Origin of the sequence: Streptomyces bathyalis (genome assembly GCF_015910445.1) — a bacterium.
Classification (GTDB): Bacteria; Actinomycetota; Actinomycetes; order Streptomycetales; family Streptomycetaceae; genus Streptomyces; species Streptomyces bathyalis.
In genome coordinates this window covers 4,107,422-4,125,616 of sequence record NZ_CP048882.1, presented here as the reverse complement: position 1 = coordinate 4,125,616, position 18,195 = coordinate 4,107,422, and the positions used below count along the sequence as shown (strand labels likewise).

Here is an 18,195-nt window from a genome sequence, read left to right as displayed (position 1 = left end):
AGAACCGTCGGCCGATCCGGCGGAAGCGGCCTGTTGTCCGCAATGGAAGAGCTTTCCGTTCGGTAATGGCGTCGTCGAAAGAATGATCAGGAGACGACTATGGCGAGGTCCCTGGAAAACGTCCGGCCTTCACGAACCCATTGGCTGATCACTATGTACGCCGGCGGTGGGGAGTTCTGCGACGGATTCATCCTCAGCATCATCGGTGTCGCCCTTCCCCTCATCACGGTGTCGTTCGGTATGGACTCGACCCAAGCCGGACTTCTGGGAGCAGCGGCGCTGATCGGGATGGTATTCGGCGGTTTGATCTTCGGCTATGTGACCGACAAGATCGGGCGGCAGAAGGTCTATCTGGCCGACCTTGCAGCATTTGTCGTGCTCTCGGTCCTGCAGTTCTTCGCAACCGATCCGTGGCAGTTGATCGTGCTCCGGTTCGCGATGGGCATCGCCATCGGCGCGGACTTTGCCATCGCGGGCACCATCGCCTCGGAGTTCGCCCCGCAGAAGTCGCGCGGGCCGTTGATGGTCGTGGTGGTCACGATGTGGTCCCTCGGTGCTGCCACAGCATACGGCGTCGGGTGGGCCATGCTCTCTCTCGGACCGGAGGGATGGCGCTGGATGCTCGCCAGCAGCGCTGTACCCGCGGCGCTCATCCTTCTGCTGCGCATCGGCACACCTGAGTCCCCGCGATGGTTGCTGAAGAAGGGGCGCACGGACGAAGCCAAGGCGGTGCTGACCCAGATGCTGGGCCCGGACGCCGACCTGGCCGACGTTGCCGAAGATCCCGGGGTCACGGTGCGCTACCTGGACGTCTTCAGGGGTCCCTACCTGCGCCGGACGATCTTCGTCGCGTTGTTCTGGGCCTGCCAGCTCCTTCCCCTCTACGCGATCAACACCTACGAGCCGGCAATCCTGGGTTCGTTCGGCCTTTCTCACGGCTCCGGGACGTACGTCGGATCCATGGTCATCCAGATTTTCTTCGTACTCGGTTCTCTGTCGGGCATGCTCATGGTGAACCGCGGTCGGAGGCCACTGCTGCTGTGGAGTTTCGGCATATCCGCCATACCACTGCTCGTTCTGAGTCTTCTGTCGTCCCCACCGGCAATGCTCGTCATCGTGCTCTTCGCCGTATACGCGGTCGCGTCGATGTCCAGCCAGTGCATGCAAGTTCTCTATCCGTCCGAGCTGTTCCCCACCGGTGTGCGGGCGACCGCAAACGGTGTGGCCACCGCATTCAGCCGGGTCGGCGCCATGATCGGCACCTACGGTGCGCCGATCCTGCTGGCCTACAGCACAAGTGCGGCGATGTTCGTCGGAGCGGGAATAGCCATCCTCGGCTGCATCACGTCGTTCTTCCTCGCTCCCGAGACCAACGGAATGACGCTCAACGAGGCAAGCGCCTCTGTGCACCACCCTCGCACCGGCCGTTCCCCGGCCGAATCACCGGCGATGCTGGAGGAGACGCAGTGAGCCGTATCGAGAATGTCACCGTGATCGGGGGAGGCTTGATCGGTCTCTTGTGCGCCCACTATCTGCGCGCATCCGGACTCGAGGTGACATTGCTGGAACGCGATCGCGTGGGCAGCGGCGCGGCGCGGGGCAACGCAGGGGGCGTTTGCCCCGACCTCGTCGAGCCGCTCCCCGCGCCGGGCGTGATCGGCTCAGCGGTCAGGCGCCTGCACCGCCCCGACAGCGCCCTTTACATTCGCCCTCAGCTGAGCGCCGATCTCATGCGGTTCCTTTTCGGGTTCCGTCGGCACGCCACCAGGTCCCAGCACCAAGCCGGCGCCTCGGCCCTCGCCGACTTGGCCGTCAACGCCTTCGAGCTGTTCGAAGGGCTCGAAGGTGCCGGAGTGCGGACGCAGGTCAACAAGGACGGCTTCCTCTATGCATTCGCGTCGCGCACCTCGGCGCAGATGGCGCTGCGGGGCTTCACCGAACTGGGAGCACCGGTGGAGCGGGAGATCCTGGGCCCGGGTGAACTGGCCGAGATCGAACCCAGTCTGTCGGCGAGTGCTCGAGCCGGATTCCTCGTCCAGCGTCAGTGGTCCCTCCATCCAGGCCTGTTCGTCGACAGCATGGAGCAACAGCTCCGTGACTCGGGGGTGACGATCCTCGAGGGGGCCCGGGTGACGTCAACTGAGGAAGCGCACGGGCAGGTTCGTGTCCACAGTTCGGCAGGCAGCATCACCAGCGACGCTGTCGTGGTGGCCGCCGGGGTCTGGACCAGGGAGATCTGCCGCCGGACCGGGATCGATCTGAATCTGTTCCCCGGCAAGGGCTACAGCTTCTCGGTGCCCATCGAACGCACCCCGCGCCGTCTCGTGCACCTCGGGGACGCCCACGTGATGATCAACCCGATGCCCGACAGAATCCGCGTTGCGGGAACGATGGAGTTCGACCGGAACCACGACCGCTTCAACCCCCGTCGCGTGCGGGCGATCACCGCGGCAGCTCGCCCGTACTTCAAAGGCGTGAAGTGGGAACACCTCGAAAATGAATGGGTGGGACCACGACCCATGACGCCCGACGGACTACCCGCGATCGGACGGCTGCCCGGACGCGACCGCACCTACATCGCGGCGGGGCACAACATGCTGGGACTGATGCTTGCACCCTCAACGGGTGTCATGATCACCGACCTCCTCACGCTGGGCGAATCGACGCTCGCGAAGCCCTTCGCACCAGAGCGCATTGCGCGACGGACAAAGCACTACATCCGGTAACGATCAGCATGCCTCGGAGCGAGGATGCAGAAATTCAACCTCGAAGGAGCACCAATGGACTTGAGCGAGCGGTTCGAATGGGAAGGACGTCGGATTGCGTGGGGACGGGCGGGCTCCGGACCGGCGGTTGTGTTCTGCCATGGAACCCCCTTCTCGTCGGCGCTCTGGAAGCCCTTCGCGGATGCGTTGAGCCGTGACTTCACGGTGTATCTCTGGGACATGCCCGGTTACGGACAGTCGTCCAAGCACGAGGGGCATCCGGTCGACTTCGGGACTCAAGCTGAGGCGTTTGCCGCACTGATGGCGCACTGGCAGTTGGACCGTCCACATGTGATCGCGCATGATTTCGGAGGTGCGGTGTCACTGCGCGCTCATCTCTTCGGGCGTCTCAACTACTCCTCGCTCATGCTGGTGGACGTCGTCGCCATCCCCCCGAGCGGCTCCCCCTTCTTCCAATTCGTGCACGACAATCCCGAACTCCTGGGTCAACTGCCCGCATACATCCACGAAGCGATCGTCCGCAGCTACATCAGCAACGCCAGCCATCAAGGTCTACGCGATGACACTCTCGATGAGCTCGCAGAACCGTGGACGGGTGAGGTCGGGCAGCCGGCCTTCTACCGGCAGATCGCCGAATACGACGAGCAGTTCCTTCACGAGAACGAGAAGCGCCTCGACAACCTCACCATTCCGGTGCGCGTCGTCTGGGGAACCCAAGACTCCTGGATTCCTCCCGAGATCGCGCACCGCCTGCACGCCCTCATCACGGAATCAACCCTTGCCCTGGTCCCGGACGCCGGGCATCTCATCCATTACGACGAACCGGCGGCCCTCATGGACGAGATCCGCGCTTGGCTGGACATCCAACGCGTCAACTGAGACCTCGTCGGCCAGGATGCCGGGGGTTGCGCACGAGGGCGACCGGACGCATCGCTCACGCAGAGCCTCCCGAAACGACGAAGCGCCCGGACCGATCACTCGGTCCGGGCGCTTCTCGCAGGTCAGAGCCGCACAAAGGGCTTCAGACGGTAGGCCGTGAGGGACTCGAACCCTCAACCAATGGATTAAAAGTCCACTGCTCTGCCAATTGAGCTAACGGCCCGCCCCCGCAGCATAGCCCGGCAGGCCGCCGGGCTTCGAAGGCATTGGCCTTCGTGCTGGGGAGGTGTCAGAAGGCCGTCATCCGTTGCGCTTCCAGCGCGGCTTGTCGGTGCGGCGGTCGAACTGGCGGCCGCCACCGCGGTGATCGTCACGGCGGCCGTACGGGCGCCTGTCGTCGTGGGCACGGGCGTCCCGGCCGTACGAGGAAGAGGGGCGGCGGTCGTCGCGGCGGAAGCCGTTGCGATCGCCGTCGCGGCGCTCGCGGTTGTACGCGGGGCGGGCCTCGCGGCCGTCACGGGGACGGTCCCGGTCCCTGTCGCGGTCCCGTCCGCGGTTGTAGGCCGGACGCCCACCGTCACGCCGGTCGCGGTCGCCGCCGCGCTCGTCGCGCTTCCCGTCCCGGCGCTGCTCGCGCTGGTCCCGCTGCTCACGGTCGCGCTGCTCGCGCTCCTCGCGGCGCTGCTCCCGGCGCAGCTCTCGCTGCACCTCGGCCTCGACCTCCGCGGTCAGAGCCGCCGAGGCCTCGGCGACGGCGGCCTCCGGGTCGTCCCCGCGCTCGCGCGCCGCGCGTGCCGTCAACCGCTCGGACTCCTCGCGGAGTTCGGTCGCGCGCCGCTGCGCACGCTCCAGCTGCCTGCTGAGCTTGGCGACCTCGCGCTCGGCCTGCTTGGCGGCGTTCGCCGTCGAGTCGGCCTGCACCTCGGTCAGCGAACGCGCACCCGTGATCCGCGTCACTTCCTCGTCGAAGACGTCGCCCCGCCCGATGATGTGCCGCGAGGCGTCGACGCCCGCGTCCTCCATCAGCCGGAAGATCTGCCGCCGCTGGTGCGGCAGCGCCAGCGAGACGACGGTGCCGGACAGCCCCGCCCTGGCGGTACGACCGGAGCGGTGCAGGTAGTCCTTGTGGTCGCCGGCCGGGTCGACGTTCAGCACCAGGTCGATGTTGTCGACGTGGATGCCGCGGGCCGCCACGTCCGTCGCGACCAGCACGTTGACCTTGCCGTCCTTGAAGTCGGCCATGGTGCGCGTCCGGGCGCCCTGCGTCATTCCGCCGTGCAGCGCCTCGGCGCCCACGCCGCCCTCGCGCAGCTGCTCGGCAACGCGGTCGGCGCCGAGCTGCGTCCGCACGAAGATGATCGTGCGGCCCTTGCGCGAGGCGATCGCGTTGGTCACGGGCGCCTTGTCACGCGGCTTCACCACGAGCACGTGGTGGCTCATGGTCGTGACCGCGCCCTGGGCGGCGTCGACCTCGTGCACCACGGGCGTGTCCAGGTACCGCCTGACGAGCGTGTCGATCTCCTTCTCCATGGTGGCGGAGAAGAGCATCCGCTGCCCGCCCTGGGGCAGTTGGTCCATCAGCTCGGTGACCTCGGGCATGAAGCCCAGGTCGGACATCTGGTCGGCCTCGTCGAGCACGGCCACCTCGACGTCCTCGAGAGAGCAGGAACCGCGCCCGATCAGGTCGCGCAGGCGGCCGGGGGTGGCGACGAGGATGTCCACGCCGCGTTCCAGAGCCGTGATCTGGTTCGCCATGGACGTGCCACCGCAGACGACCTTGAGCTTCAGGCCGAGCACGTCACCGTACGGCTGGAGCGCGTCGGAGACCTGCATGGCCAGCTCGCGCGTGGGCGTGAGGATGACGGCGCGGGGGCGCTTGCGCTCAGTGCGGCCGCCGGCCAGGCGGTTCAGCAGCGGCAGCCCGAAGGAGAGGGTCTTGCCGGAGCCGGTGCGGCCACGGCCGAGGATGTCCTTGCCCCGCAGCGCGTCCGGGATGGTCGCGGCCTGGATGGGAAAGGGGATGGTCACGCCGTTCTGCGCGAGCTTGCGCACCACGGGCTCGGGGAGCCCGAGATCGGCGAAGGTGACGGTGTCCTCGTCCTGAGGCAGGACAGCGTCGATCGAGGCAACAGACATGCGAAGTGCGAACCTTCCGGAGTTCAGCAGCACGCGCTCAGACTCCGTGAATTCGCAAACGACCGCCTCTATGCGGTCAGCCACGGCTGAGAGAAACGCGCCACGCGGCGCGCTCTGCAAGGGCGCCGGGCAAATGGGATCAAACGATCAACCAGCATACGCACCCCGCAGGGCGCTGCGCAAATGAGATCACGAGGGCTGCGCGGGCGCTCGGGAGGAGACTATCGGCTGGTCGGCGACGTCGGGGCCTCCGACGGGGGCCGCGACTGGGTGGGAGTGGGCTTCGGCACACTCGGCTTCGGCGGCGAGGGCGGCTTCGGACGCGGAGGGCGAGGGGACGCCGGGGAGTCCGGGGCCTTCGGGGTGTCACGCGAACTGTCGTGCCCCGCACCGGACTTGCCGCTCCCGTTCTTGCGGTGCCGCTTGCCGCCGTCCTCCGCCCGGCGCTTGCCGCCGCCGTCCTTCCCGTCGGCGTCGCGGCCGTGGCGTGCCCGGTGGGAGCCGTGCGCGCGCCGGGCGTCCTCGCCGCCGCGCGCGCCCTCACCGTGCCGCAGCACGCTGCCCGAGAATCCGCCCTCGGGCACCTCGCCCCCCGCGCCCGCGTCAGAGGAGGAGCCTCCGCCTCGCCGCTCGTCGCTGCCTCCACCCGCGTCCCCGTGCACCGTCATGCATCCCTGCAGCAGGGCCAGCAGCAGCACTCCGGCGACCGTACGAGCGGCACGCTCGCCAACTCCCGTCAGCCGGACGGGACTTGGCCGGTAAAGGGCGGCCCGGGAACGGAACGGGGAAGTGGACGAGCGCACGGGGGAACCTCCAGGCGCCGGAAACGGGAGCGGCGAGCCCTCTGCTCAACTGCCGCCGTGCGCAACAGGTCACGCCAACACGGCGCGTGCCAGGGCGAGTCCGGCGAACACGGCACCCAGACCGACCAGCACGGACAGCAGGGCGTTCGCCGATGCCAGCCCCCCGCGGCCCCGTTCGGCCAGCCGCAGCGTCTCGTAGGAGAACGTCGAGTACGTCGTCAGCGCCCCGCACAGCCCCGTGCCCAGGAACGCCATGATCCGCGAACCGGCAGCTCCGGAGGCCACGGCGCCCGTCAGCAGGCCCAGCATCAGACAACCGACGGCGTTGACCGTGAAGGTGCCCCAGGGGAAGACCGATTCGCGCCGCGCCTGTACGGCCCGGTCCGTCAGATACCGCAGCGGGGCGCCCACCATGCCGCCCACGGCCACCAGCACCCATGTCACCGCCCACGCACCTCCAGCAGCGCACGCGTGGCCGCCGCACCGGCCCAGACCGCGGCCAGCGCCCCCAGCAGCGTCCCGCCGAGATACGCGCCGGCGATCGGCACCGCGTGCGGCCCCGCCCGGAGCAGATGCGAGGCGTCGACCGCGTAGGTCGAGAAGGTGGTGAAGCCCCCGAGCACGCCGACGCCCAGGAACGGCCTCAGCAGCGCCGGCGCACGGGCGTCGCGACCGCCCTCGCCGACCAGGGCCATCAGCACGCCGATCAGGGCACAGCCCGAGAGGTTGACGACGAAGATCCCCCACGGGAACCCCGTGGCGCCGCGGGCCGGAAGCCACAGGGCGAGCGCGTGACGGCCGAGGGAGCCCAGAGCGCCCCCCGCGCCGATGACGGCGAGCACCACCAGCCCGTGACGGCCCGCGGCCTCGGCCCGCTGAGCCGGTACGTGCAGGTCGACGTCGGGATCGACGGCCTCCTGCCACGGCGGCGGACCGGCGGAGAGGGGCCGGCCGCAGTCTTCCGGGCCGCGCGGTCCTCCCGCCGGGTCCCCGTCCGGCCCGCCCTCTGCGCTCACCCGTACCCCAGCTCGTGCAGCCGCTCGTCGTCGATGCCGAAGTGGTGCGCGATCTCGTGGACGACGGTCACCTCGACCTCGGAGACGACACCGTCACGGCCGCCGTCCTCACCGCCCACCATGCGCAGCGTCGGGCCCCTGTAGACCGTGATCCGGTCCGGCAGCACGCCCGCGTACCACTCGCCCCGCTCCGTCAGCGGCGTGCCCTCGTAGAGGCCGAGCAGCTCCGGGTCCTCCGCCGGTGGCTCGTCCTCGACGAAGACCGCGACGTTGTCCATCAGCCGCGTCAGCTCGGGCGGAATGCGGTCGAGCGCCTCGGCCACCAGCTCCTCGAAGTCCTCGCGCGTCATCTCCAGCACCCGGCCATTGTCGGCCACCGCAGCTCCGCCGTGCACGGCCGGTACCGGCAGCTCGCATAGGTGCGCTGCCCGACGGGCATAGGGGGCCTCATGGGCCGCGATGCCAGGAAGCCCCGTAAACCGCTCTCTCTGCCGCAATGGGTACGCAAACCGTCCGTCCCGAACCCCGTGTCCCTCCTGCGTAATCGCCTCTTCCGCCCTCGGGAGGCCGGCGGCACCCGGAGCGCCCGCGCGGCACGTGCCGCGTCCCCGTACACGCTCGGCCTCGGACCGGCCCCGCGCCCGTACGTACGTGCCCTCGGACTCGTCGCGACCACCCTCGCCGGCGCCTGGCTGGGACTGCTCATCGTCGGCGGCATCGACGCGCCCGTGGGCCCCATGGACACGAAGATGGCGCTGCGGCCCTCCCTCACGGGCGGCACCAAGGTCAACGTCTCGCCGCTCGGCGCCCTGGAGCTGCGCAGCCACGCGGCTCCGCTCCGCCTCGACGTCGATGTCGACCAGCTGGACCAGCAGCGGGCCTCCGCCCTCGTCGACCATCCGGAACGGCTCGAAGGGCTGGAGAGCGAGATCACCTCCGACGTGCAGAAGGGCACGGGTGACCTCGCGCTGCGCTCCGCCGTCGCCGTGGTCGTCGGGGCCGGGGTGCTGGGGCTCGCCGTTTACCGGCGTCCCCGCCGTGCCCTCGCGGCGAGCGGTCTCGCGCTCGCGCTGCTGGCGGTCTCCGGGGCGGCGGCCTACGCGACGTGGAACCCGAAGTCCGTGCTCGAACCGAAGTTCTCCGGGCTGCTGGCCAGCGCGCCCTCCGTCGTCGGCAACGCGCGCAGCATCGTCACCGACTTCGACATCTACCAGCGGGAGTTGGCGCGTCTCGTCACCAATGTGACCAAGCTCTACGAGGCGACCTCCACCCTCCCCGCCTACGAGCCGGACCCCTCCACGACCCGCGTCCTCCACGTCTCGGACATCCACCTCAACCCGGCCGCCTGGCAGATCATCAAGTCGCTCGTCGAGCAGTACGAGATCGACGCGATCATCGACACGGGCGACACGATGGACCACGGCACCTCCGCCGAGAACGGCTTCCTCGAACCCGTGACGGACCTGGGCGCCCCGTACATCTGGGTGCGCGGCAACCACGACTCGGCCGAGACGCAGAAGGCGTTCGAGAAGCTCGCGAAGAAGAAGGACAGCAACGTCCACGTCCTCGACGACGGTGTGCCGCTCAACGTCGCCGGGCTGCGCCTCGCCGGCTGGGGCGACCCGCAGTTCACGCCGGACCGTTCCGTCAAGCCGCAGGGCGACCCGCGCGAACGCAAGGAGGGACGGCGCCTGGCCCTGGCGCTGCGCGCCCAGAAGGCCGCGGACACTCCGGTCGACATCGCCGTCTCCCACAACCCCGTCCTGGTCAAGCAGACCGACGGTCTCGTGCCGCTCGCTCTCGCCGGACACACCCACCAGCGCACCCAGGAGCGGCTGCCGCGGCACACCCGGCTGATGATCGAGGGCTCGACGGGCGGCGGCGGCCTGCGCGCGGTGGAGAAGGAGAAACCGCAGAAGGTCTCCGCCTCCGTCCTCTACCTGGGCCGGGACGACGGCAAGCTGCAGGCCTGGGACGAGATCACCCTCGGCGGGCTGGGCCTGACCACCGCGGAGGTCACCCGCCACCTCGCGGAGGACAAGGTGGACCCCCGGCGCTCGCCCTCGCCCTCACCGGGATCCAGCTCGCCGGGCTCCGGTCCGGACTCGGGTTCGCCCGGCCCCACGTTCAGCTCCCCCGGGCCCACGCCGGCGGCGTCCCCGGCGAACTCCCCGTAACCGTTTTGGCGAACGCTCCGCTATCCCATATGCTTCTCACGTCCCCGACGCGCTGACTCAGCGAAGCGCTCAGGTGGGCCATCAGCCCTCATCGTCTAGTGGCCCAGGACGCCGCCCTTTCAAGGCGGTAGCACGGGTTCGAATCCCGTTGGGGGCACGCACCACCCTGTGCGAGACTGGTGCTCGCGCGATGCTTGGTCCTGTGGAGCAGTTTGGAGTGCTCGCCACCCTGTCAAGGTGGAGGCCGCGGGTTCAAATCCCGTCAGGACCGCTCCCTCGGGTCGCTTCGCCTCCTGAGGGCCATCCCGACCGGGGGCTTCGCCCCTGGATCCCGGGCTGGGTAGCTCAGTTGGTACGAGCGTCCGCCTGAAAAGCGGAAGGTCGCCGGTTCGACCCCGGCCCCAGCCACAACGGTGAACAGCGAGAACGCCCCCTCCGGTCACCGGAGGGGGCGTTTTACTGCCTGTGACATCACCTGCTGACATCGGCCGCTCGCCGAACCGGTAACAGTCGTGCGCAGTCGATCAGCTGAAGGCCCACGAGACGACGCAACCGGCGTCCAGGCGGAAGGTCGCCGGGTCGACCCCGGTCCCGGTCCGCGCCAGTTGACCTGCACTCTGGGCGGCTGGGCCTGAGCCGGGAGAACTAGCATGGCGTGGTGGCAGTGGACCTCTTCGCCGGCATCCCCGTCCGTCACTACTCCCGGGCAGCGGCCTGGTACGAGCAACTCCTCGGCACTCCGCCTTCGTTCGTGCCCGACGACACCGAGGCGGTATGGGAACTCGCCGACCACCGGTTCCTGGTCATCGAGGTGCGGCCCGAGCATGCCGGTCATGCCATGCACACCGTCTTCGTCGACGACTTCGACGACCGCATCGCCCAGATCTCGGAGAGGGGCCTGGAGCCCGTCGCGCGTGAGACCTACGACAACGGGGTCCGCAAGGCCGTCTTCCGCGACCCGGACGGCAACGAGATCGGCTTCGGCGGCGGGCCGGCCCACCTCTGAAGCGGTGCTGGGACTGCTGGGATGAGACTGCTGGGTGACATCCGTGGGACTGCCTACGGCCCTTCTAGACTCCCTCGATGGACAACGTGAGCTGCACCCAGTGCGACACCGACGGTCTCGAGCCGGGCTTCATCGAGGATTCCGGAGAACACTCCCGGGGGTACGCGCGATGGATCGCCGGTCCGCTGGAGCGCGGCATTTTCGGCGGCGCCAAGCGCATGGGCCGCCAGCGCTGGCAGATCGAGGCTCACCGCTGCCCCAACTGCGGGCACTTGGAGCTCTTCGTACGCCAACCTGCGTGATGACAACTGCGGTTCTGGCGGTCCTTACGGCCCCGACGCGCCCGTACGCAGCCGGCAACTGATGCGCATGGCGGACGAGTTTCCTGCCGGGCGGTGAGCATCACGGCCGCGCATGGGTGCGGGCAATCTCCTTGAGCGCCATCCGGGCCTCTGGCGTACCGGCGGTGGTCCGCCAGTACGGGTGGTCGGCGATGCGCCGGGACAGCTGCTGCAGGCGCCGCCTGTGTTCGGTCGTGCCGTGGCTGGACGCGGCGTTCGCGAGCCGCCAGTACGTGGTGTACCAGGCCGTCTGGGCCTCCAGAAGATCGCGAGGGAAGGCGTTGGCATCCATACCCCGAGTAGATCGTATGTTCGATTTCTGGGGCAACCAGGCACGCCGCGTTTTCGCGTCGGGTCCCCACCGAACTGCGTCGGATTCCCGCCGGCTTGACGACGGGGACCCGACGGCCGTACGTCGGTGAGACGGGCGCCCCCTGTTCAGGGCGCGCGCCCCAGTTCCGGGTTCTCCCAGTTCCGGGCCCTCCCAGTTCCCTGACTCCCCCCGGGGACCTCAGCGGGTGCGTGCGGCGTTGATGGCGGCCACCGCTCCGCGGGCGTCGCCGACATTGGCGAAGTCGACGGCGACGAAGTTCACGGGCCTGCCACGTTCGGCCCCGCAGCGGCGGGCGCGGTCCCGCACGAAGTCCTTCGCGTTGACCTGGCCGGCGTCGAGGCGGCTGCCGCCCGCGTCCGTGATGAAGTGGTTGAGCAGGAAGAGCCGCTTGCCGGTACCACCGCGGTTGGGTGCGCAGCTCATCTTCCGGGGATCACGGAAGTCGTACGGGGTCTCCATTCCGTACCGGTAGAAGCCGCGATACCAGGCGGCGGGCCCTCCCGAACCCTCCGAGAAGACCACCAGACGCTTGTTGTCGGCGACCATGTCGCCCAGCGTCGGCCACGGGGTCTTCGGGTCGCGGTCCGGGGTGAACAGCAGGTCCTGCAGACCCGCCTTGCGGAACGCGGAGGCCGTCTGATCGCCGGTGATGCCGCTCTGGACGATCAGCGTGACCACCTCCCCCGGGTGCTGGTCCATCCATGTGCGGATCTCACGCAACGTGTCGACGAGCGGAACCGCGCCGGCGCGGCAGACCGCGTGGCACAGCCATGGACCGGGCCGGGCGGGGCCGGTCCTGTCGATGAGATCCGCGACCTTCCCCCGCATGCGGGGTGCGAAGTCGGACACCTTCAGCCGCTCGGCGACCTGTTCGGAGCGTTCCCAGAGGTGGGTGTCGACGAGCAGCGCGCGGGCGCCGTCGTCCAGCTGGGTCCTGATGTCGCCGTCCTGGAGAGGGCTGATGAACCGGTCGGCGGTCGAGGACATCGAATTGTGCGTCGTCAGATAGGCGGCCTCGTCGTAGCGGAGGCCGCACATCTCGGCCGATCCGTTGCAGTACGTCCTCTCCGGGCCGCCTGCCGCGCTGGGGGCGAACACGACGCCGAGCACGACCGAAGCCGCCAGGGCGACCGAGGAGATGCCCACCAGACGTGTGCGCGTACGCCGGGTCATCGCGACCAGGGCACGGCGCAGGGCCCGGTGGCGCTCCCGTACGTAGGTCGCGGTCACCAGCAGCGCGCCGGCGGCGAACGGCACGACGGCCGCCGACAGTCCCGCGGTGGTGAAGGTGGCGAGGGCGTTGCGCTCCAGGTCCTCCACCAGACCGGCCAGCGACGCCGGCCACGTCGCGGGAGCCTGCCAGAGCAGGTCGTCGGCACCCCGGCGCACCGCCCAGAACAGAGCCGCCGGCAGGGCGCCGCCCACGGCGAGGATCCAGCCGACGGTACGCAGCCGGCGTGTCCGCCGCCCCGGAGGTCCGGACACCCAGAGGAAGACGACGGCGAGACCTCCGACGACGACGGACAGCGTCTGCGCCGGACCCTGCATGAAGCGGGTGGCGTCGCGTGCCGACTCCAGGGCGCCCGTCTCGAAGCCCGCGCCTTTCAGGTCCCGTACGGCGTTCCAGCGGCCGCCGTCGGCCATGCGGAGCAGGTCCCTCCGGCTCTCCTCCCCGCTGCCGGCCTTGCTGCCGGGCAGATGCGGCCCGGCGGCCGCCAGGGCCGTGCCCGCGTCACCCACCGCGAGCGCCCCCTCGACCTGCGGTCGCAGCGAGGCACGCTCCTTCGAAGGCACGCCGGAGAGCAAGGCCGAACTCACCGTGTCCACCGCGCGGTCGCTGAGCTCCACCTTGGGCAGGTCGGCCGGTTTGCGGCCCTCCGCGATCCTGTCGAGGGCCTTGTCCAGGCGGGCGAGCGCTGCCGACACGTCCGACTCCGGCGAGGCTCGTTGCCCGGAGGCCAGATCGCCCAGGTACACCTGCGCGAGCTCGCCGACGTTCGCGAGGACCGGTCGCAGGTTCACCGACACACCCAGGGTGTCGGAGTCGCCACGGAAGTAGCCGACCAGGGCGGCGATCTGCTCGTCCGTCAGCTGCCGGACCGTGGCCGGGGGCAGCACGGTCTTCAGGTTGGCCGTCACCACGGATTCCGGGACGGGCAGCCGGGACAGCAGGCTCTTGGTGACGGGGTGCGAGCGAGGGTCCACGAGGACCTTGTCGTACAGCCGGTCGTACGCACGCTCGTCGTCCAGCACGCCCTGGTAGTAACCGCGCTCCAGCACCGTGGCGCGCAGCGTCGCAGCACCGACGAGGGCCGCGACGCACACGACTGCCACCACGCATGCCAGCACCCGTACGGGCCTCACCCAGCGCGCGTGCCGCCACGCCGCGGGGTGAGCACGACGCAGGAACTCGCTGCGCACGGCGCCAGACGCGGCCATCGTCCGCCCTCCAGCTCTCCGGGTCCGGTCCGGGTCGCGAGCGCCCCGTGGTGCAGGGGCCCGGCCTGGCTGCGTTCCCGAATCCGGACGCCCCCATGCCGATTCCCACTCGACAGCGGTACGGGGAAGCTCGACAGCGGTACGGGGAAGCTCGACAGCGGTACGGGGGAAGGTGGCGGGCGCGGCCACACAGGTGCAGGAAGACGGCACGGCCTCGGCAGACCGGGGGCGGCCTCGGCAGAACCGTGCCCCCTTCGCCGCGTGCCACGGGTGCCACCGAGACGGCGTGCGGCGGGGGGGCAGCGTGCGCCGTCTGACTCGTCACGCCGGTTTATGCGCTCCGCGCGTGCGACCACCCCGTCACGCCCTACCGGCCTGCTCTTCTCGCTTGTTTAGATCATTCTGCGCGCCCGGGTTCGCCCCTCGACGATCCGCCCGAACCGTCCTCGATCAACGTGCCACGGCCCTCGGCCCACACGCCGCGCCCCAACTGACGACGACCACGAGACCGAACTCCGCGAGAACCGAACCCCGGGTGCAGCCCTTGCCGGGCCGGCATCCCCGAGAGGCGCGGCCGATCACCACTCGCCTGCCATTCCCCGTACCGACGCAGCCGGAGTCCTGGAGAACGTCCAGCTCGGCCGGGCTGCGGACCGACCGTGTGGAGTACGCACCATGAGCACGTCCACCAACGTCACCGCCGGGTTCTCACCGCCCCGCGCTCCCGGACCCCCCGGTGCCATGCCGAGCCGGCGGCTGGGAGCCGTCCCCGGACTGACGTACAGGCCCGCCGCACCGGCCGACCCGGAGAAGGTGGCGGAGATCGACCGGCGGCTGAAGGACTGGGCACGAGAGCTGGACCTGTTCCCAGCGGAATGGACGGGGGACTTCACACAGTTCCGGTTCGGCCGGGCCGTGGTCCTCCAGCATCCCGGGGCGGCGGATCTCGAACGCCTCACCGTCGCCGGCAAGTTGCTGCTGGCCGAGAACATGGTCGACAGCTGCTACTGCGAGGAGGACGAAGGCAGGGGCGGCGCGCACCGCGGCCTGGGCGGCCGGCTCGTCGTGGCCCAGTCGGCCCTCGACCCGTTCCACGGCCCGCCCGAACAGGAGGAGGAGTGGCGCCGGGGAGTGCGGGCCGACGGACCGCTGCGCTCGTACCACTGTGCCGTGAAGGACTACGCGGCCATCGCCACACCGAGCCAGACCGACCGGTTCGTGCACGACATCGCCAGGCTGCACCTGGGCTATCTGGCCGAGGCCTCCTGGGCGGAGACCCGCCATGTTCCGCAGATCTGGGAGTACTTGGTGATGCGGCAGTTCAACAACTTCCGTCCTTGCCTGTCCATCGTCGATGCCGTCGACGGCTACGAACTGCCCGAACCGCTCTACGCCCGGCCCGAGATCCAGCGGATCACGGCCCTCGCCTGCAACGCGACGACGATCGTCAACGATCTGTACTCCTTCACCAAGGAGCTGGCGAGCGACCCGGCGCACCTGAACCTGCCCCAGGTGGTCGCAGCGAACGACAAACGCGGTCTCAAGGCCGCCTATCTGAAGAGTGTCGAGATCCACAACCAGGTGATGGAGGCGTTCGAGACGGAGTCCGCGCTGGCCTCCGCGACGTCGCCCCTCATCGAGAGGTACGCCCGCAGCCTGGCGGCCTGGGTGTCCGGCAACCACGAATGGCACGCCACCAACACCGACCGATACAGCCTGCCCAACTACTGGTGATCAGAGCCCACTTGACCGACCGGACGCACTTCTACGCACTACGGCAAGGAGCCATCGTTGGCCACCTCTCACACCGGCACCACCTTCGCGACGGTGCCGAATCAGTCCACGTACCAGTCCCGTGTCGCGGACTACTGGAACGCCGAAGAGAACCCGGTCAACCTCGAACTCGGAAAGGTCGACGACCTCTACCACCATCACTACGGCGTGGGGGAGGCGGACCGGTCGGTGCTGGACGAGCCCGACCCCGACAAACGGAACGAGCGGATCACCCACGAACTGCACCGGCTGGAACACGCCCAGGCCGAGCTGCTCGCCTCCCATCTCGGTGAACTCTCCCCCGCCGACCGCGTCTTCGACGCCGGCTGCGGACGTGGGGGAGGCAGCGTGGTGGCGAACCTGCGGTACGGCTGCCACGCCGACGGGGTCACGCTCTCCACCAAGCAGGCCGACTTCGCCAACGAGCAGGCACGTACGCGCGGCATCGGCGGCAAGGTCCGCTACCACCACCGCAACATGCTCGACACCGGGTTCGACTCGGGTGCGTACGCGGCGTCCTGGAACAACGAGTCCACCATGTACGTCGAGCTGGACCTGCTGTTCGCGGAGCACGCGCGGCTGCTGCGTCGCGGCGGGCGCTACGTGGTGATCACCGGCTGCTACAACGACACCTACGGGCAGGCTTCCCGAGAGGTCTCCCTCATCAACGCCCACTACATCTGCGACATTCATCCCCGCTCGGCGTACTTCCGCGCCATGGCCCGCAACCGGCTCGTCCCCGTACACGTCCAGGACCTGACGGCCGCCACGATTCCGTACTGGGAACTGCGTCGAGAGGCCGATCACCTGGCCACGGGCATCGAGGACACCTTCTTGAACGCGTACCGCAACGGCAGTTTCCAGTACCTGCTGATCGCCGCCGACCGGGTGTGACGCTCCCGTTCCCGAGGTGCGTCCCCAGCCGCAGTGCCGGGGACGCACCCTGGCTCCGGCCGGGACGCGGATCCCCCCGCGGATCCTGAGCACCGGAGAACTCAACAGACCGGCACCGGGCCCGCCGAGAGGCAGACCCGGTGCTGTCCACTTCGCCGCCGGAGCGGCCGCCGCTTACGGCGCGTAGAGGAACGTGCCCGGCTCGTTGGAGAAGGCGTAGCCGAAGCCTGCGCCGGTGGCCGGGGTGCCGAGGTCCACCGGGTTGAAGGCGAGCGAGCCGGTCGCGGTGAGGCCGCTCGACGTGCCGCGCAGCGACCAGACCGCCCCCGTCTTGTTCTCCTCCGGTGCGGAGACGGCCAGTTCGGCCTTGGCATCCTTCGTGACGTCCAGCAGACGCACCGCCCCGCCGAAGCGGTCACCGGCCTCGGCCACGCCCGGGATCCCGGACGTGTCCTGGTGGAAGGCCTGCGCGCCGGTGCCGCTCAGGCCGCCGGAGCGTCCCTTCAGCAGGACGACGCCGCCCGCTGCCTTCTTCGTGCCGATGGCTTCGAAGGGGACACCGGCGGCGAGGTCCGCGTAGCCGTCGCCGTTGACGTCGCTCGCGTCGAGCCGGGCGCCGAACTGGTCGCCCTTCTCGCTGCTGCCCGGGACGCCCGTGGTGTTCTGCGTGATCGTCCGGGTGCGGGTGGTGCTCGGGCCGTCCGCCGTGCCGTAGTAGATCTTCACGGTGCCGGCGTCGTACGGAAGGTCTTCCGTGATGCCGTTCGGGACCGTGCGGGTCGCCAGGTCGCCCTTGCCGTCCTTGTCGAAGTCGCCGACGACCGCGGCGGCCGCTGAGCTCAGCTGCTTCGCGTCCGTCGAGAGGCCGGAAGCGGTGCCGGGCCAGAACCGGCCGCCCTCTGCATGGTTCTGGTAGACGTAGAACGTGGCCAGGTCGTCGATGCCGTCGCCCGTCACGTCACCCGCGGTGGTGACGTAGATGTCGTTGTCGGTGGTGAACATGTCGATCTGCTGCTCGTCCGCCGCCTCGCCGTCGCGGGTGAACGGACCGGAGAGCACCGAGCGGAACTCCCAGTCGTCGCCGTACTGCATGAACAGGTCGGTGCTGCCGTCGCCGTCGAAGTCGCCGGCGGTCAGGTTGGCCCCGACCTGCCAGTACTCGGTGGCCGGGGCCGCGATGGTCGCCGAGTCCTGCCCGCTGATCGCGCCCGTACGGCCCCAGAGGACGGTCACCGAGCCGTAGCCGTTGGTGACTTGTTCGCCCGACGACCGCACGGCGAGGTCGGTGAGGCCGTCGCCGTCGAGGTCGCGGGCGATCAGCTTGGCGCCGAAGTAGTCCTCGGCCTCCGCCGTGCCCGGGACGCCCGCGGTGTTCTGGTTGATGTACGTGCTGTTGCCGGCGTGGAGCCCGGACGCGGAGCCGTAGGTGACGACGACATATCCGGCCCTGGCCTGCCCGGCGATCGTTGCCCCGGGGGCCGCGGTGGCCACGTCCTGATATCCGTCCCCGTTGAAGTCCTCCTGTACGGAAGCCTTCATCGCCGCCTTCCCCCCGGCGGTCTCCGCCTGGCCGGTCGCCGATGCCGCTCCTCCTGTGAGCGCGACGGCGAGCCCTGCCACGACTGCACACAGTGTGCGAACGCGCATTGCCCCTCCAAGTCCCCCCGATGC

Annotated in this window: 16 protein-coding genes and 4 tRNA genes; 11 read left to right on the top strand and 9 right to left on the bottom strand. The window is 69.6% G+C overall.

Features of this window, described 5'->3' with window-relative positions:
* Window positions 1-99: 99 nt before the first annotated feature.
* Genes G4Z16_RS17950 through G4Z16_RS17940 form a run of 3 tightly spaced genes read left to right on the top strand, consistent with a single transcriptional unit; the run spans window position 100 to window position 3,605 of the window.
* On the top strand, window positions 100-1,470 hold the full coding sequence (locus G4Z16_RS17950; RefSeq protein ID WP_197351764.1) for an MFS transporter: 1,371 nt from the start codon (window positions 100-102) through the stop codon (window positions 1,468-1,470).
* Complete coding sequence (locus G4Z16_RS17945) at window positions 1,467-2,726, top strand: NAD(P)/FAD-dependent oxidoreductase (protein ID WP_197351763.1); 1,260 nt, start codon at window positions 1,467-1,469, stop codon at window positions 2,724-2,726. The genes G4Z16_RS17950 and G4Z16_RS17945 overlap by 4 nt, the downstream gene beginning before the upstream one ends.
* Window positions 2,727-2,780: 54 nt before the next feature.
* On the top strand, window positions 2,781-3,605 hold the full coding sequence (locus G4Z16_RS17940; protein WP_197351762.1) for an alpha/beta fold hydrolase: 825 nt from the start codon (window positions 2,781-2,783) through the stop codon (window positions 3,603-3,605).
* 150 nt (window positions 3,606-3,755) lie between these two features.
* Here G4Z16_RS17940 and G4Z16_RS17935 read toward each other — a convergent pair.
* The 6 genes from G4Z16_RS17935 to G4Z16_RS17910 form a co-directional block, all read right to left on the bottom strand.
* A tRNA-Lys gene (locus G4Z16_RS17935) sits at window positions 3,756-3,828 on the bottom strand.
* 77 nt (window positions 3,829-3,905) lie between these two features.
* Window positions 3,906-5,741 (bottom strand): DEAD/DEAH box helicase, encoded by a 1,836-nt coding sequence (locus tag G4Z16_RS17930; RefSeq protein ID WP_197351761.1) that lies wholly within the window; start codon window positions 5,739-5,741, stop codon window positions 3,906-3,908.
* Between the two features lie 221 nt (window positions 5,742-5,962).
* The gene (locus tag G4Z16_RS17925; protein ID WP_197351760.1) at window positions 5,963-6,544 is read right to left on the bottom strand and encodes a hypothetical protein; all 582 of its coding nucleotides are present in this window, start codon (window positions 6,542-6,544) and stop codon (window positions 5,963-5,965) included.
* Between the two features lie 69 nt (window positions 6,545-6,613).
* On the bottom strand, window positions 6,614-6,988 hold the full coding sequence (gene crcB / locus G4Z16_RS17920) for a fluoride efflux transporter CrcB (RefSeq protein WP_197351759.1): 375 nt from the start codon (window positions 6,986-6,988) through the stop codon (window positions 6,614-6,616).
* The gene (locus G4Z16_RS17915; protein ID WP_246531316.1) at window positions 6,985-7,437 is read right to left on the bottom strand and encodes a fluoride efflux transporter FluC; all 453 of its coding nucleotides are present in this window, start codon (window positions 7,435-7,437) and stop codon (window positions 6,985-6,987) included. Before G4Z16_RS17915 ends, crcB begins: the two co-directional genes overlap by 4 nt.
* Window positions 7,438-7,556: 119 nt before the next feature.
* Window positions 7,557-7,919 carry a metallopeptidase family protein gene (locus G4Z16_RS17910; protein WP_197354720.1) on the bottom strand — a complete coding sequence of 121 codons (363 nt, stop codon included), beginning with the start codon at window positions 7,917-7,919 and terminating at the stop codon, window positions 7,557-7,559.
* A 90-nt stretch (window positions 7,920-8,009) separates the two neighbouring features.
* On the opposite strand from G4Z16_RS17910, the gene G4Z16_RS17905 reads away from it, so the two are divergent.
* The 6 genes from G4Z16_RS17905 (at window position 8,010) to G4Z16_RS17880 (ending at window position 11,045) form a co-directional block, all read left to right on the top strand.
* Entirely contained in the window at window positions 8,010-9,737 is a 1,728-nt protein-coding gene (locus G4Z16_RS17905; RefSeq protein WP_197351757.1) for a metallophosphoesterase family protein, read from the top strand.
* 84 nt (window positions 9,738-9,821) lie between these two features.
* Window positions 9,822-9,894: transfer RNA gene (locus G4Z16_RS17900), tRNA-Glu, on the top strand.
* A 39-nt stretch (window positions 9,895-9,933) separates the two neighbouring features.
* Window positions 9,934-10,008, top strand: a tRNA-Asp gene (locus G4Z16_RS17895).
* Window positions 10,009-10,071: 63 nt separating this feature from the next.
* Window positions 10,072-10,145 (top strand) — tRNA-Phe (locus G4Z16_RS17890).
* A 250-nt stretch (window positions 10,146-10,395) separates the two neighbouring features.
* Window positions 10,396-10,743, top strand: coding sequence for a VOC family protein (locus G4Z16_RS17885; RefSeq protein WP_197351756.1), 348 nt, complete (start codon window positions 10,396-10,398; stop codon window positions 10,741-10,743).
* A 77-nt stretch (window positions 10,744-10,820) separates the two neighbouring features.
* Window positions 10,821-11,045, top strand: a complete 225-nt coding sequence (locus G4Z16_RS17880; RefSeq protein ID WP_197351755.1) for a hypothetical protein — start codon at window positions 10,821-10,823, stop codon at window positions 11,043-11,045.
* Window positions 11,046-11,145: 100 nt separating this feature from the next.
* Here G4Z16_RS17880 and G4Z16_RS17875 read toward each other — a convergent pair whose 3' ends face one another.
* Window positions 11,146-11,376 (bottom strand): hypothetical protein, encoded by a 231-nt coding sequence (locus tag G4Z16_RS17875; protein ID WP_197351754.1) that lies wholly within the window; start codon window positions 11,374-11,376, stop codon window positions 11,146-11,148.
* A gap of 219 nt (window positions 11,377-11,595) precedes the next feature.
* Window positions 11,596-13,857, bottom strand: coding sequence for a phosphoinositide-specific phospholipase C-related protein (locus G4Z16_RS17870; RefSeq protein WP_246530921.1), 2,262 nt, complete (start codon window positions 13,855-13,857; stop codon window positions 11,596-11,598).
* A gap of 675 nt (window positions 13,858-14,532) precedes the next feature.
* Between G4Z16_RS17870 and G4Z16_RS17865 the strand changes: the two genes are divergently transcribed.
* Window positions 14,533-15,591 (top strand): family 2 encapsulin nanocompartment cargo protein terpene cyclase, encoded by a 1,059-nt coding sequence (locus tag G4Z16_RS17865; protein ID WP_197351753.1) that lies wholly within the window; start codon window positions 14,533-14,535, stop codon window positions 15,589-15,591.
* Window positions 15,592-15,648: 57 nt separating this feature from the next.
* Window positions 15,649-16,524, top strand: a complete 876-nt coding sequence (locus G4Z16_RS17860) for a geranyl diphosphate 2-C-methyltransferase (protein ID WP_197351752.1) — start codon at window positions 15,649-15,651, stop codon at window positions 16,522-16,524.
* Window positions 16,525-16,698: 174 nt separating this feature from the next.
* Here G4Z16_RS17860 and G4Z16_RS17855 read toward each other — a convergent pair whose 3' ends face one another.
* A complete protein-coding gene (locus G4Z16_RS17855) occupies window positions 16,699-18,171 on the bottom strand; it encodes a VCBS repeat-containing protein (protein ID WP_197351751.1) in 1,473 nt (490 codons plus the stop codon).
* Between the last annotated feature and the right edge of the window lie 24 nt (window positions 18,172-18,195).

What these genes read in the sequence shown, in the direction of transcription:
- G4Z16_RS17950 (WP_197351764.1), top strand. Translation starts at nt 100, where the DNA reads ATGGCGAGGTCCCTGGAAAACGTCCGGCCTTCACGAACCCATTGGCTG.
- G4Z16_RS17940 (WP_197351762.1), top strand. Translation starts at nt 2,781, where the DNA reads ATGGACTTGAGCGAGCGGTTCGAATGGGAAGGACGTCGGATTGCGTGG.
- G4Z16_RS17930 (WP_197351761.1), bottom strand. Translation starts at nt 5,741, where the DNA reads ATGTCTGTTGCCTCGATCGACGCTGTCCTGCCTCAGGACGAGGACACC.
- G4Z16_RS17905 (WP_197351757.1), top strand. Translation starts at nt 8,010, where the DNA reads ATGGGCCGCGATGCCAGGAAGCCCCGTAAACCGCTCTCTCTGCCGCAA.
- G4Z16_RS17880 (WP_197351755.1), top strand. Translation starts at nt 10,821, where the DNA reads ATGGACAACGTGAGCTGCACCCAGTGCGACACCGACGGTCTCGAGCCG.
- G4Z16_RS17875 (WP_197351754.1), bottom strand. Translation starts at nt 11,376, where the DNA reads ATGGATGCCAACGCCTTCCCTCGCGATCTTCTGGAGGCCCAGACGGCC.
- G4Z16_RS17870 (WP_246530921.1), bottom strand. Translation starts at nt 13,857, where the DNA reads ATGGCCGCGTCTGGCGCCGTGCGCAGCGAGTTCCTGCGTCGTGCTCAC.
- G4Z16_RS17865 (WP_197351753.1), top strand. Translation starts at nt 14,533, where the DNA reads ATGAGCACGTCCACCAACGTCACCGCCGGGTTCTCACCGCCCCGCGCT.
- G4Z16_RS17855 (WP_197351751.1), bottom strand. Translation starts at nt 18,171, where the DNA reads ATGCGCGTTCGCACACTGTGTGCAGTCGTGGCAGGGCTCGCCGTCGCG.